Annotated in this window: 14 protein-coding genes; 5 read left to right on the top strand and 9 right to left on the bottom strand. The window is 70.4% G+C overall.

From position 1 onward, the window contains the following. Positions 1-242 (bottom strand): hypothetical protein (locus KIH27_RS14845; RefSeq protein ID WP_214093734.1); only part of this gene is annotated, 242 nt, incomplete at its 3' end. A gap of 48 nt (positions 243-290) precedes the next feature. Further along, positions 291-1,709, bottom strand: coding sequence for a WS/DGAT/MGAT family O-acyltransferase (locus tag KIH27_RS14840; RefSeq protein WP_214093733.1), 1,419 nt, complete (start codon positions 1,707-1,709; stop codon positions 291-293). 235 nt (positions 1,710-1,944) lie between these two features. On the opposite strand from KIH27_RS14840, the gene KIH27_RS14835 reads away from it, so the two are divergent. Both KIH27_RS14835 and KIH27_RS14830 read left to right on the top strand, forming a co-directional pair. Then, positions 1,945-3,003: an Acg family FMN-binding oxidoreductase gene (locus tag KIH27_RS14835; RefSeq protein WP_214093732.1), complete on the top strand. Its 1,059-nt coding sequence runs from the start codon at positions 1,945-1,947 to the stop codon at positions 3,001-3,003. Next, positions 2,996-3,379: a universal stress protein gene (locus tag KIH27_RS14830; RefSeq protein WP_214093731.1), complete on the top strand. Its 384-nt coding sequence runs from the start codon at positions 2,996-2,998 to the stop codon at positions 3,377-3,379. Before KIH27_RS14835 ends, KIH27_RS14830 begins: the two co-directional genes overlap by 8 nt. A gap of 5 nt (positions 3,380-3,384) precedes the next feature. Here KIH27_RS14830 and KIH27_RS14825 read toward each other — a convergent pair whose 3' ends face one another. From KIH27_RS14825 to KIH27_RS14800, 6 genes are all read right to left on the bottom strand, one after another. Further along, a complete protein-coding gene (locus tag KIH27_RS14825) occupies positions 3,385-5,130 on the bottom strand; it encodes a GAF domain-containing sensor histidine kinase (RefSeq protein WP_214093730.1) in 1,746 nt (581 codons plus the stop codon). A 10-nt stretch (positions 5,131-5,140) separates the two neighbouring features. Further along, positions 5,141-5,803: a hypoxia response regulator transcription factor DosR/DevR gene (gene dosR / locus KIH27_RS14820; RefSeq protein WP_214093729.1), complete on the bottom strand. Its 663-nt coding sequence runs from the start codon at positions 5,801-5,803 to the stop codon at positions 5,141-5,143. Further along, positions 5,800-6,579, bottom strand: coding sequence for a universal stress protein (locus tag KIH27_RS14815; protein ID WP_214093728.1), 780 nt, complete (start codon positions 6,577-6,579; stop codon positions 5,800-5,802). The genes dosR and KIH27_RS14815 overlap by 4 nt, the downstream gene beginning before the upstream one ends. Positions 6,580-6,687: 108 nt before the next feature. Then, the gene (locus KIH27_RS14810; RefSeq protein WP_372451391.1) at positions 6,688-7,464 is read right to left on the bottom strand and encodes a slipin family protein; all 777 of its coding nucleotides are present in this window, start codon (positions 7,462-7,464) and stop codon (positions 6,688-6,690) included. Positions 7,465-7,475: 11 nt separating this feature from the next. Then, complete coding sequence (locus KIH27_RS14805; protein ID WP_214093726.1) at positions 7,476-8,141, bottom strand: hypothetical protein; 666 nt, start codon at positions 8,139-8,141, stop codon at positions 7,476-7,478. A gap of 2 nt (positions 8,142-8,143) precedes the next feature. After that, positions 8,144-10,378, bottom strand: coding sequence for a nitric-oxide reductase large subunit (locus KIH27_RS14800; RefSeq protein ID WP_250150179.1), 2,235 nt, complete (start codon positions 10,376-10,378; stop codon positions 8,144-8,146). Positions 10,379-10,652: 274 nt separating this feature from the next. Between KIH27_RS14800 and KIH27_RS14795 the strand changes: the two genes are divergently transcribed. Then, complete coding sequence (locus KIH27_RS14795) at positions 10,653-11,291, top strand: carboxymuconolactone decarboxylase family protein (protein ID WP_214093725.1); 639 nt, start codon at positions 10,653-10,655, stop codon at positions 11,289-11,291. A 15-nt stretch (positions 11,292-11,306) separates the two neighbouring features. On the opposite strand, the gene KIH27_RS14790 is transcribed toward KIH27_RS14795, so the two are convergent. After that, the gene (locus tag KIH27_RS14790; RefSeq protein ID WP_214093724.1) at positions 11,307-12,065 is read right to left on the bottom strand and encodes an SDR family NAD(P)-dependent oxidoreductase; all 759 of its coding nucleotides are present in this window, start codon (positions 12,063-12,065) and stop codon (positions 11,307-11,309) included. 120 nt (positions 12,066-12,185) lie between these two features. On the opposite strand from KIH27_RS14790, the gene KIH27_RS14785 reads away from it, so the two are divergent. Further along, positions 12,186-12,836, top strand: coding sequence for a ComF family protein (locus tag KIH27_RS14785; protein ID WP_214093723.1), 651 nt, complete (start codon positions 12,186-12,188; stop codon positions 12,834-12,836). Positions 12,837-13,000: 164 nt separating this feature from the next. Further along, entirely contained in the window at positions 13,001-13,693 is a 693-nt protein-coding gene (hpf, locus tag KIH27_RS14780) for a ribosome hibernation-promoting factor, HPF/YfiA family (RefSeq protein ID WP_214093722.1), read from the top strand. Positions 13,694-13,835 lie beyond the last annotated feature (142 nt).

Below are 13,835 nucleotides of genomic sequence, written 5' to 3'. Positions count from 1 at the left end.
GCGGCCTCGTAGCCGTTCGCCGCCTGGGAGAACTTGGTGGCGTTGGCGGTCAGCCGTCCGTTCATCGTCGCCGTCACCTTGCCGCCGCGTGCGCTGAGGGTGTTCGCCGTTGTCCCGCTGGTCTGCCACGGTCCCGCTGCAACAGGCGCTGCCGGGGACGCTACGAGTTGTTCTGCCTGATCGGTGCAGGACTGCGACAACGCGCGGAGGCCAGCGACGGTGACCTTCAGGGTGTCGCCCATGCGGGAAATCGTAACGAAGCTCAGGGGCGCCGCCGCGCCGCCGCCCAACTACCCGCTGGCGACCAGCGTCAACCCCCGGTGCTGCCGGGCGCCCTTGCGCCGCTTGCTGCTGGCGACCAGCCGGGCGACCGCAGCCTCCACATCGTGGGCGAACTCGTCGACGTCGGGCATCGTGTCGAAGTCGGCGAGGATGCCGAAGAACAGGCTGTCGGCGTAGCTGAGCATCGCCACCCCGGTGCGCAGCTGCAGTGCGATCGGCGGCACCGGCAGCACGTCGAGCACCCGGTGACCCATGATGTGCAGGATCCCCGACGGGCCCGGCACATTCGTGGTGATCGTGGTGACGCCGTGCTGCGGCAGATGCGTCAGCAACCGCACCGCCCACGCGGTCAGCGGGAACGGCAGGTAGTTGGCGGCGTTGACGAACGCGCTGCCGGCCTGGCGTTGCCCGGTGCTCTTGGTGCGGGTCAGCCGCGAATGCACCAGCCGCAGCCGCACCACCGGGTTCTCCTCCTCGACCGGCAGATACGGCAGCATCACCGACACCCGGTTGTCGGTCGCGCCGAAGGCGTCCTCGGTGCGCATCGACACCGGCACCAGGGTCCGCATCGACTCGGCTTCCGGGCGTTCCCCGCGGCGGGTCAGCATGCCGCGGTAGCCCTCGGTCAGCGCCGCGAGCGCGACATCGTTGAGGGTGACGTCGAACGCGGCGCAGATCCGCTTCACGTCGTCCATCGACACCTTCGCCGCGCTGAACCGGCGCATCGCGCTCATCGGGCCGTTCAGTGATGTCACCGCACCCTGGTGCAGCAGCCCCGCCGACAGCTCCCAGGTGCCGCGGGCGGCCCGCATCGCGGCGCTGCCGACGGCGGTGGAGACGTTCCACAGGTCGGTCATCCAGCGGATCGGGTTCGCGCTGATGCTCGGCAGGGAGAGGTGGAACCCGGTCGAGTCGGCGTCGTGCGAGCCGTGGATGTGGCCGGCGAAGCTGCCGACGCCGCTGTCGTCGCACAGCCCGGTGAACAACTGCGACGCCGCGATCCCGTCGCCGACGCAGTGGTGCACTTTGATCAGCAGCGCCCACCGGCCATCGGTTAGCCCCTCGATCACCCAGATGTGCCACAGCGGGCGATCCCGGTCCAGCCGGCGGGCCATGTGATCGGCGACGAACCGGTGCAGTTCCGCGTCATCGCCGGGGGAGGGCAGCGCGACGCGCCGCACATGGTGGGCGATGTCGAAGTCGGGGTCGTCCACCCAGCGGGGCGGCACGAGGTCCAACGGGTGCAGTTGGAGCTTCTGGACGAACCGTCGGCACTCGCTGATCCGTGCGCTCAGCGTCGCCAGCAGCGAGCCGTAATCCGGCGGCGGTCCCTCCAGAATGACCAGACCACCGATCGCCAGACTGATGTGGCGATCGGAATCTTCGGCCTCGAGGAACCCTGCGTCCAGTGTCGTCAACTGCTCCACGATCGGACCTCCTGCCTGCGCCCGGCTGTTATCATGCTCCGCTCAGCGGTCCGAGCGGCAGGGCCAGAAGTCCCGAATCCCGGGGTAGAACGGTGCGAATCCGCAGTTCGAGCGCCATCGTCCGAAAGTCCCCTCCGGCCGGGGTCTTCCTGCTCTGGCCGTGCCTGAGTGGGCTGCGAGACGGTGGAGACGCGGCTCACCGGAGCCGGCGACCGAGGGAAAGGGGGCCGGAACTGTGAGCGGACAACCAGCACCCCCCGGCGACCCGATCGCGACGTCGATCCGGACCGCACTGCAACTCGCCACCCGGGCCCCGTCGGTGCACAACTCCCAGCCGTGGCACTGGCGGGTGCGCGGGCGGACGCTGGAACTGTTCGCCGTCCCCGACCTGCAGCTGCCCAGCGTCGACCCGGACGGCCGCGGCCTGCTGCTGAGTTGCGGTGCGGCACTGCATCATTGCACCGTGGCGCTGGCCGCGCTGGGCCGGCAGTTCCGGGTGCACCGACTGCCCGACCCGACCGATCGCAACCTCCTGGCGTCGATCGAACTGTCGGCGTCCAACACCGACCAGGCACCGGAGCAGGTCGACGTCGCGCTGGCCGCGGCGATCCCGCGGCGGCGCACCGACCGCCGCTGCTACAGCGACTGGCCGGTGTCGACCGCCGACATCGCGCTGATGGGCGCCCGCGCCGCCCGAGCCGGGGTGATGCTCCGCCAGATCAATGCACTCGACCGGCTCAGCGCGGTAGTTAACCGCGCCGTCTCCGAGCACCTCGCCGACTACGAGTACCTGAGTGAGCTGACGACCTGGAGCGGACGGCACGGCTCGGTCGCCGGCGTCCCGGCGGGCAGTGTCCCGGCGCCGCAGGCGGATTCGCCGATCACGGGACGCATCTTCGCCGGCCCCGCTCTGGCGCAGCCGGCCGGTGCCGCCCCGGGTGCCGACCACGCGGCGATGCTGGCCCTGGGCACCGAGGACGACGACCGGCTGGCACAGCTGCGCGCCGGGGAGGCCACCAGCGTGGTGCTGCTGACCGCGACGGCGCTGGGGCTGGCCAGCTGCCCGATCACCGAACCGCTGGAGATCGCCGAGACCCGGGCGGTGGTCCGCGGCGACGTCTTCGGCACCAGCGGCTACCCGCAGATGCTGCTGCGGGTGGGCTGGGCGCCGATCAACGCCGACCCGCTGCCGGCCACCCCCCGGCGCTCCCTCGACGACACCGTCGACTGGGCGGTCGAAGCCGAGCCGGGCGCCGAGTGCCCCGGTGGAGAGGTCGGTGAGGTCTATGTCTAACGGGCGGTTCGGACTGGTGGTGGCCGTCGACGGGTCGGCGGACTGGGTGTTGGCGCTGCGGTGCGCGGCGCGCGACGCCGAACAGCGCAACCTGCCGCTGACCGTCGTCTACGTCCGACCGCGGCTGCAGACCGCACGCCGGGCGCACCGGATGGTCGACGACACCCTCGCGGTGGTCGACGCCAGCTGCCGGGGCGGCGGGCCGGCGAAGGTGATCACGAAGATCGCGGGGACCGACCCGGTGGCGACCCTGGTGACGCTGTCTCACGACGCCGAACTGCTGGTGGTCGGGGCGCACTCGATAGGCCGGCGGCTGGCGGGCCGGTCACGCTGCGCGGTGACGGTGATCGAGGACCGCCACCTCGCCGCCGGCTGACCGGCCTACTGCGCCACCAGCGGCGCGCACCAGCGCAGCGTGGTGCCGCCGCCCGGCGCGGATTCGACGGCGAAGGTGCCGCCGGTCTCGTCGGCCCGCTGGCGCAGGTTGGCCAGGCCGCTGCGGGTGACGACGTCGGGCATGCCGCACCCGTTGTCGGCCACCTCGATGCACAACTCATCTTCGACCTTGATCTGCACCGTCAGCGTGCTCGCCCCGGAATGCCGGACGGCGTTGCTCACCGCCTCGGAGACCACCGCCTCGGCGTGATCGGCCAGGGCGGCCTCGACCACCGACAGCGGCCCGACGAACTGCACGGTGGTGTGCAGCCCGGACCCGGCGAACTGCGCGACGGCGTGATCCAGCCGCTGTCGCAGCCGGGTCACCCCCGAGGAGGTGCCGTGCAGGTCGAAGATCGTGGTGCGGATCTCCTCGATGATCCCCTGCAGGTCGTCGACGGCGTCGCTCAACCGGTGCTGCACGGTGGCCGAGCGGGCCCGGGGGATCGTGCCCTGCAGCGACAGCCCGACCGCGAACAGCCGCTGGATGACGTGGTCGTGCAGATCGCGGGCGATCCGGTCGCGGTCGGTGACCACGTCGAGTTCGTGCATCCGGCGCTGCGAACTGGCCAGCTGCCAGGCCAGTGCCGCCTGATCGGCGAACGCCGCCATCATGTCGAGCTGCTCGATGCTGAACGGGATCGCCGGGCCGGGCCGCAGCACCACGACGACGCCGGCCACCGCGTCCGCGGCGCGCAGCGGCAGGATCAGCGCCGGGCCGCTGCGGACGCCGGTCAGCTGCAACCGGTCCACCTGCCTCGGGGTACGCGACGCGAACGCCGCCCCGATCGCGGTGCCGGCCACCGGAATGGTCTCCCCGGCGACCGGGGCCATCGCCTCGCCGACGGTCTCCACCACCAGCAGTTCGTGAACCTCGGACTCCGTGGTGTCGGCCTCGGCGAGCAGATCGTCGTCGATCGGGATGGCGACCAGCGCGGATTCGGCCCCGGTGAGCTTGCTGGCCTCCTCGGCGATCAGCCGGAACACCGTCGTCGGGTCGGTGCCCGACAGCAGTTCGGTGGCGATGTCGCGGGTCGCCTCGATCCAGGACTGCCGCGCCTTGGCCTGCGCGTACAGCCGGGCGTTGGCGATGGCGATCCCGGCGGCGGCGGCCAGTGCCTGCACCAGCACTTCGTCGTCCTCGCTGAACGGCTGACCGCCGGCCTTCTCGGTGAGGTAGAGGTTGCCGAACACCTCGTCGCGCACCCCGACCGGCACACCGAGGAACGTGCGCATCGGCGGATGGTTCGCAGGAAAACCCACCGACGCCGGATGTCGCGCGATGTTGTCCAGCCGCAACGGTTTCGGGTCGTCGATCAGCAACCCCACCACGCCGCGGCCCTCCGGCAGTCGGCCCATCCGGGCGAACGTCTCATCGTCGATGCCCTCGTAGACGAACTCCAGCATCCGGCGGTCGGAGTCGTGCACCTCCAGCGCACCGTACTGCGCGTCGACCAGGCTGGTGGCGGTCTGCACGATCGACCGCAGCGTCGCGTCGAGTTCCAGGCCGGAGGTGACGACCAGCATCGCCGCCAGCAGCCCGTCCAGCCGGTCACGGCCTTCCACGATCTGCTCGACCCGGTCCTGCACACCCACCAGCAGTTCCCGCAGCCGCAACTGGGACAGGGTGTCGCGCAACGGGTTGCCGTCATCCTCGGCGCCGGTGTCATCGACGTGTTTGTTCGCCGCCATCGACTTCTCGCTAGGAGTCACCGCGGAGCGCCGAACGCTCGAGTCTGGTGGCGAACACCGCGGCCTGGGTGCGCCGCTCCATGCCGAGCTTGGCCAGCAGCCGGGACACGTAGTTCTTGACGGTCTTCTCCGCCAGGAACATCCGGTCGGCTATCTGCTTGTTGGTCAGTCCCTCGGCGAGCAGGCTCAGCAGGGTGCGCTCCTGATCGGAGAGCCCCGACAGCGGATCGGGTTTGTCGGCGGCGCCGCGCAGCTTGGCCATCAGCGCCGCCGCGGCCCGGTTGTCCAGCAGCGAACGACCGGCGCCGACGTCCTTGACCGCCCGCGCCAGTTCCATGCCCTTGATGTCCTTGACGATGTAGCCGCTGGCGCCGGCCAGGATCGCATCGAGCATCGCCTCGTCGGAGGTGAACGACGTCAGGATCAGGCAGCGCAGTTCCGGCATGCGCGACAGCAGGTCCCGGCAGAGTTCGATGCCGTTGCCGTCGGGCAGGCGGACGTCGAGCACCGCGACGTCCGGGCGCAGCGCGGGGATGCGGGCCAGCGCCTCGGCGACCGATCCGGCCTCACCGACGACATCGAGTCCCGGATCGGCGCCGAGCAGATCGATCAGACCGCGCCGCACCACCTCGTGGTCGTCGACCAGGAAGACCGTGACCCGGCCCCCGCTCACCACTGCGCCCCGCCGACGGTCAGCACCGAGCAGCCGCCGGTCTGGCCGGCCCAGCCCAGACTGCGCCGATCACGGGTGCCGGAGACGAACAGCTGCACCGAATCCGGTTCGGCGGCCAGGCAGTCCGCGAGATACTGCGCCACGTCGTCGACGTCGGTGACCACGTCCACCGGCACGCGGGGATGACGTTGCCGCGCATGGTCGATGCGATGCTGCAACCCGGTGCTGGATGCCAGCACCTGCAGCCCGACGCCCCGCAACTCCGCTTCGGCCATCGCCCAGTCCAGCACCGCACCATTGTCCGGTGACGCGTCGACTTCGGCAACTATTCGCCCGGGGCGCGTCGCGGCGCCGCCGCCGCGGATCACGGCCACCGGGCAGCGCGCCGAACCGGCGAGCGCGGCGGCGGTGGACCCGGCCCGGTGGCAGGAGTGGGTGACCCCGATCGACCCCACCGACACCATCGCCGCCGACCGGGACAGGTCGATCAGCGTGGCCAGCGGGTTGCCGCGCAGCGTCTCGGCCTCGATCTTCACCGCGGCACGCCGCGGAATCGCCGCCTCGACCGCGTGCCGGGCGTCGGCCAGTGCGTCGCGGGCGGTGCCGATCGAGTCCACCGGATCGCCGGAATCGCCGGACGCATGAATGACGTGGACCAGGCGCAGCGGCAGGTTGCGGCCGGCGGCCTCACGCGCCGCCCAGACCGCTGCGCTGCGGGCCGCCGGCGACCCGTCGATGCCGACGACGACCGCGGGGGTGGAGTGGATGTCGGACATGACGACTCCTGGGGGGACTGCCGGGCGCGGTCGACACCCGGTATCGCCCAGGGTAGTTCGATCGGCGGGATCTTCCCAGGGGAGGAAGTCCTCAGGCGGCGGCCGGGACTACTTTGCGTCGCCGCCGGCAGCCTTCAGCGCGTTGGCGGCGCCGCTGAGGAACGGGGTGATGATGTCCACCGGCAGCGGGAACACCACGGTCGAGTTCTGGTCGGCGCCGAGCTCCAAAAGCGTTTGCAGATAGCGCAGTTGCAGTGACGCCGGGTTGCGCGACAGCGTCTCGGCGGCCTGGGTCAGCTCCTCGGAGGCCTGCAGTTCGCCGCGGGCGTTGATGACCTTGGCGCGGCGCTCGCGTTCGGCCTCGGCCTCCCGCGCCATGGCCCGCTGCATCGACTCAGGGATCTCCACGTCCTTGATCTCGACTACCCGGACCTGCACGCCCCACGGCTCGGTCTGCTTCTCGATGATCGTGCGCAGGTCGGCGTTGAGGTCGTCGCGGTGGGCGAGCAGGGTGTCCAGGTCGGCGCGGCCCAGCAGCGAACGCAGCGTGGTCTGGGCGATCTGGGAGGTGGCGATCGCGTAGTTCTCCACCGCCAGAATCGCTTTCAGCGGGTCGACCACCTGGAACATCACCACCGCGTTGACCCGGGCGGGCACGTTGTCGCGGGTGATGACCTCCTGCGGCGGGATCGTCAGCGTCACGACCCGTTCGTCGACCCGCATCATCTTGTCCACCAGCGGGATCAGCCAACGCAGCCCGGGCTGATAGAGCGGGCGGGCGTGCCCGAGCCGGAACACCACCCCGCGCTCGTACTCCGGCAGCACGTTGATCGAGAAGTACCCCAGCACCGCCACCACGATGACGACCAGCACCAGGACAGTGATCAGCCCTTCGTTCACTTGACGGCGTCCTTCTGCTCGGTCTTGGCGGACTTGTCGGTGAAACTGCCCCACTGGGTGGAGTACTTGTCGATGACTGCGGCGGCCTTGGCCTCCAACTCCGCCTTGAGGTGCAGCTGTCGAGCGTGCTCGGGGCTGTCGTCCGGGGCGTTCCCGGGGCTCTTCCACAGGTGCCGGGCCAGTGGGATGCCGCCGGCGATCACCACCGCGACCGCGCCGAACAGCACCAGCAGGTCACCGGCGCCGTGGTTGCTGACCAGTCCGGCCAGCGGCATGATCACCCCGAAACCCGCCACCGCACAGGCGATCCCGCGGTGGAACCGGCCGGTCTCGGAGTGTGGCCACGGGTCCACCGCCCGGGTGATCTCCCGGCCGTGCATCGACGTCGTGCAGGTGTCCTTGACCGGGCAGACGTTGCAGATCGACGGGGTGGCGCGATACCGCATGACCCGGCTCTCCGAGTCGTAGGAGGTCGGCCAGAGCCACTGGTCCTCCGGGCATTTCCAGGCGTCGTGATCTTCGTGGTACACGAACTTCCCGGTCCGCCACTGTGCGGCCCGCTCGGAGGTGTGCCGCGCCATCCGGTCGAAACCCCAGGCGAAGACCAGCAGCAGCAGCGCGTAACCGGCAACCAGCCAGGACCATGTTGCCGGCGCGCTCATCGTCACTCCTTCGCTGCGGAAGCCGAGCCGGCGACGGTCTCGGTGTACAGCACGTCGTCCGGCAGTTCGTCGACCGTCGAGCCGGCGCGGAAGTTGCGCAGCGCCGTCCAGGCGATCCAGCAGAACGGCAGCACGCCGGCGATGATCAGGATCAGGTCACCGGGCAGCCGCAGCCACTCCAGCACCGCGTTGCCGGGCTTGGTGATGTAGCCCAGCGAACGGGCCTCGAAGTACCCGGCGTTGACCGAGTGGAACAACTGCAGCACACCCAGCGGCAGCAGCGTCACGAACACCATCCACGCCAAGCCGATGTTCATGCCCCAGAACGAGATCCGGGCGGCCTTGTGCGGCCACTTGTCGGCCGGGATGACGTAGCGGAAGGCGAACATCGCCAGCGCCACCGCGAGCATGCCGTAGACCCCGAACATCGCGGCGTGCGCGTGGTTGGCGGTCAGCGCGGTGCCGATCTCGTAGTAGGACACCACCGGCAGGTTGACCAGGAAGCCGAAGATACCGGCGCCCAGGAAGTTCCAGAACCCGACGGCCACCAGGAACATCACCGCCCAGCGGGCCGGGAAGTTCTTGTCGCCACCGGCCTCGTCGCGCGCACCGAGCTGCAGGAACGCCCAGGCCTCCACGGTCAGGAAGGTCAGCGGGATCACCTCGGCCGCGGAGAAGAACGCGCCCAGCGCCATGTGCTCGACCGGTGTGCCGGAGAAGTACAGGTGGTGCATCGTGCCGATCACGCCGCCGGCGGAGTACAGGATGATGTCGAGGAAGATCACCAGCAGCGCGACCTTTTCCCGGACCACGCCGAGCTGGACGAACATGTACGCGACCATCGCGGTGGTGAACAGCTCCAGGAAGTCCTCCACCCACAGGTGCACCATCCAGAACCGCCAGAAGTCGGCCACCGAGAAGTGCGTCTCGGTCCCGGCCAGGAGGCTGACCGCGTAGAAGGTGGGGATGGCCAGGCCGGTGAAGAAGAACAGCCACGGCAGGTTCATCTTCGAGGTGGTCTTCAGCTTCGCGCGCATCCCGCGCCAGATGATGAAGATCCAGAGGAACAGCCCGACGATCAGCAGCACCTGGAACACCCGCGGCAGGTCGAGGAACTCCCACTGCTGAGCCAGCGGGCTGCCGGGCTTGATCACGCCGAAGATCGACAGCGCCTCGAAGGCCATCGAGCCGAACACCACCAGGGCCAGTGCGCCGAGCAACGAGTAGACCAGCACCGACTGGCCCTTCGGTTCGCGGCGGGTGATGAACGGCACCAGGAAGATTCCGCCGGCCAGGAACGCCGCGGCGGTCCAGAACAGCGCCAGTTGCAGGTGCCAGGTGCGGGCCAGGTTGTAGGGCAGGATCTTGGCCAGGTCGATGCCGTAGAACGCGCTCAGGTCGGCGCGGTAGTGCTCGACGGCCCCGCCGAGCAGGGTCTGGCCCAGGAACAGCAGGGCGACGACGGCGAAGATCCAGATCGCGGCGCGCTGCGAGCGGGTCAGCGGCACCTCGCCGGGCTGCTTGAACGACAGCCGGCCCATCTCGGCGCCGTGCCAGCCGATGTTCTGGCTCCACCGGCCGTAGACGGTGAACATGATCCCGATGCCGCCGAGCAGCACGATCAGCGACAGCACTGACCACACCACGACCGAGCCGGTCGGGCCGTTGTCCACGCGGGGCTCAGCCGGCCAGTTGTTGGTGTAGCTGTAGGCGTGGCCGGGCCGCTCGGCCGCCGACGCCCACGCCGTCCAGGCGAAGAACGCGGTCAGGTCGCGGATCTCGGTCGGGTCGGTGATCATGTGCGGCAGCAGGCCGTACTTGGTGGAGTCCTCGCCGAAGTACTCCGCGTAGTGCTTCTCGATGTCGGCGAACGCGCGGGTCTGCTTCTCGGTGAACACCACCGTCTTGGTGTCGGCGTTGTAGCGGTTCGTCCGGAACTCCGCGACCACCATGTCGTGCGGGTCGGCCAGCCCCTGGGCGCGCCACTGGTCGGCGACGTTGTCGGTGGCCAGTCGCAGGTACTCGGCGGTGTAGTCCGGCCCCAGGTAGGCGCCGTGGCCCAGCACCGAGCCGTACTGCATCAGACCGCGGGCCTGGAACAGCTCCTGGCCGGCGGTGATGTCGGCGCCGGTGAACAGCTCCTGGTTGGACTCGCTGACGACCTTGTCCGGCAGCGGCATCGACGCCGTGTAGGTGCGGACGGCCAGGATGCCCATCACCAGGAAGCCGAAGATCATCACCAGGGCGACGCCCTGAGCCCAGCCTTTGCCGACCAGCGCTGTGGAGCCGTCGGATTCAGTGGGGGATCCGGGCGTGGAAGCCCCGGACGCGGTCGGCGTGGTTGTCATGAATCGGCACGCTAGCAGGGGCGCTGCGAATTATTCGCAGATTTGTTATCGATTTCACGGGTGCCTCTTGGCGGGTTTACCGTCACGATTGGCGTGCCTCCTTGACTCAGCAATACGACATAGCGTAGTAGACCGCTGGCTACGGTCGGAAAGGATTCCAGCAATGCCCCGACTCCGTGAGATCCCGCGTGCCGAGGTCACCGACGAGAAGATCCTGTTCTTCTACGACCGGCTGTTCGGTGCCGACCGCGATCCGGCCGTCGACCACGGCACCGTGCACGGCACCCCCGGCGACTGGTGGACGGTGTTCGCCCAGTCGCCGGAGGTGTTCGGGCACGCGGTGCGGGGCTTCGCGCTGTACCGCAACGCGGAGCTCGACCCGCTGCTGCGCGAGCTCGGCCAGGCCCGCGCCGGCTACGCCCGCGGCAGCCAGTTCGTCTTCTCCCAGCACTGCAAGCAGATGCGGTCGCTGGGCATGGCCGAGCCCAAGATCGCCGCACTGCCGCACTGGCAGGTCAGCGACGAGTTCTCGGCGCTGGAGCGTGCGGTGCTGGCCTACACCGACGGGCTGGTCTACGACGGCGGCCGGGTTGCCGACGAGGTGTTCGCGGTGCTGCAGGCGCACCTGCCGGACCGGCAGATCATGGAACTGACGTACATCACCTGCATGTACGACATGCACGCCACCATCTGCCGGGCGCTGCGCCTAGAGTTCGACGATCGGCCCGAACCCGTCGTCGAGGTGCGCGACCCGGACGGCGCCGAGGTCGCCGACCTGTCGGCGGACCTGGCCGGGCAGTGAGCCCCCGCCGGGAGGTCAGCTGAAGTTCGCCTGGCCGCCGTCGAGCGGGACGACCGCGCCGGTGAGGTAGCCGAAGTCGGGCCCGCACAGCGCGGCCACCGCGTTGCCGATGTCGGTGCGGCAGTCGCCGAGGCGGCGCAGCGGGATCGTCGCGAAGAACGCCTCCGCCTCGGCCGGGTTGTGCTCGATCCACCACTTCAGTCCGGGCGACTCGGCGTGCGGGGCGATCGCCAGCGCGCGGATGCCGTCGACGCCCCACTCCGCGGCGGCCGCCCGGGTCAGTGAGACGACGGCCTGCTTGACCGCCGCGTAGCAGCCGTAGCCGGCCATGTCCCAGCGCCGGGTCGCCGAACTGGTCAGGTTGACGATCACCGTGCTGTCGGCGTCCCTGCCGCGGCGCAGGTGCGGGTGGCAGGCCCGCATGAACCGGAACGCGGCCAGTGGACCGGAGTCGAACCCGGCTTCGAAGGCCGCGTCATCGACGTCGAGCAGCGTGCCCAGCGGCACCTCCTGGGCGTTGTTGACCAGGATGTCGAGCCGCCCGAACGCGGCGACGACGCCGGCCACGGTCGCGGTGATCGCGGCCGGGTCCTTCACGTCGCAGGTGAACGCCGCCGCGCCGGGGATGCCCGCCGCCGCGGCCTCGACCTTGGCCGTGGTCCGGCCGACCAGCGCCACCCGCGCGCCGCGCTCGGCCAGCGCCGTCGCGATGCCCAGGCCCACCCCCTGGCCGGCGCCGGTGACCAGCGCGACCTTTCCGTCGAGCTCCGCCATCTGCCGATTCCCCTCTCGTGGTGATCCGGCCGGGACGCTAACCGCGGTGCGGCTCGGGCGCGACGGGCGGTTCCGCTGACCGGGACGACGCTGTCGGTGGCCGGGGGCAGACTCGGACGGATGTTGGACCTGGTCCTGCCCCGGCAGTGCGGCGGCTGCGGTCGCCCGGGCACCCGGTGGTGCGCGGCCTGCGCCGGGCAGTTGACCGTCGGGCCGGGCGAGCCGCGGCTGGTGAGTCCCCGGCTGGACCCCCAGGTGCCGGTGTTCGCTCTCGGTCGCTACGCCGGGGCCCGCCGGCAGGCCATCATCGCGGCGAAGGAGCACGGCCGGGCGGATCTGATCGCCCCGCTGGCGCTGGCGCTCGCCGCCGGGCTGCACCGACTGCTGACCTGGGGCCTGCTCGACGAGCCGCTGGCCCTGATCCCGGCGCCGACCCGCAGTGCGGCGGCGCGCAGTCGCGGTGGGGACCCGGTGACCCGGATCGCCGCAGCGGCGACGGCCCGCCACCCCGGTGTGACCGTGCTGCCGGTGCTGCGGATGCGGGCGCTGGCCCGCGACTCCGTCGGCCTGGGCAGCGGCGCCCGGGAACGCAACGTCGCCGGCCGGGTGCTGCCCCGCCGGCGCCGGCTGGCCCGGTTCGGCACCCCGCCCGGTGACGTCGTACTCGTCGACGACGTCGTCACCACCGGCGCCACCCTCGCCGAATCGGTCCGGGTGCTGCGATCCGCTGGCGTGCCGGTGACGGCCGCACTGGTGATCGCGGCGGCGTGAACGGCCCGGCGGCGGGCGCCCCCGCGCGCGGGCAGCAAACCGGATCGACAACCGGCAACGACTCGGCCAAACCGGTGGCACGCACCCGCCGGTACGGGCTACGGTCGTCATCAAGGGAACCCGAGAACAGCGTGGTCGAGACGAACGAGAGAAGAGTGTCGAGCATGGCAAGTCAATTCGTGGAAACCAGTCAGTCACCGGCGGAGGCCGACGAGGCCCTCGACGCGTCGGCCGGCGCGGAGATCGTGGTCAAGGGCCGCAACGTCGAAATCCCGGACCATTTCCGGGTTTACGTGGCGCAGAAGCTGGCCCGCCTGGAGCGGCTGGACCGGTCCATCCGGCTCTTCGACGTCGAACTCAAGCACGCGAACAACCGCCGACAGCGCAAGTCCTGCCAGCAGATCGACATCACCGCCCACGGCCGCGGCCCGGCGGTGCGCGGGGAGGCCCGCGCCGACAGCTTCTACGCCGCGTTCGAGGCGGCCATCGACCGGCTCGAGGGTCGCTTGCGGCGCAGCAAGGACCGCCGCAACGTCTCCTACGGGGACAAGACACCGGTGTCGGTGGCCGAGGCGACCGGGGCCGTCGCGGTCGATCCGGAGCTGATCGCCGCCGCGTTCAATCGGGACGGCACCGCCGAACCAGACCACCGGGACGGCACCGGCAACGACTACGAGCCGGGCCGCGTCGTGCGCACCAAGGAGCACACCGCCACCCCGATGTCGGTCGATGACGCGCTCTACGAGATGGAACTGGTCGGTCACGACTTCTTCCTCTTCCACGACGAGCAGACCAACCGGCCGTCGGTGGTGTACCGCCGGCGCGCCTACGACTACGGGCTGATCCGGCTGACCTGATCCGGCGGTTCAGCGAGCCTCGACGAAGGAGAGGCGACACTGGGGGCGCCGCATAAACCCGGCGCGAAACCGACGCGGCGGTGTTGTCGGGCTTCGGCGGGGTGTCACCTACCATGGGTGGCGCTCGCAATGGGAGAAGACT

This window comes from Mycolicibacter acidiphilus (genome assembly GCF_018455725.1).
GTDB classification, from domain to species: Bacteria; Actinomycetota; Actinomycetes; order Mycobacteriales; family Mycobacteriaceae; genus Mycobacterium; species Mycobacterium acidiphilum.
This window is presented reverse-complemented; position numbering and strand designations above follow the sequence as displayed.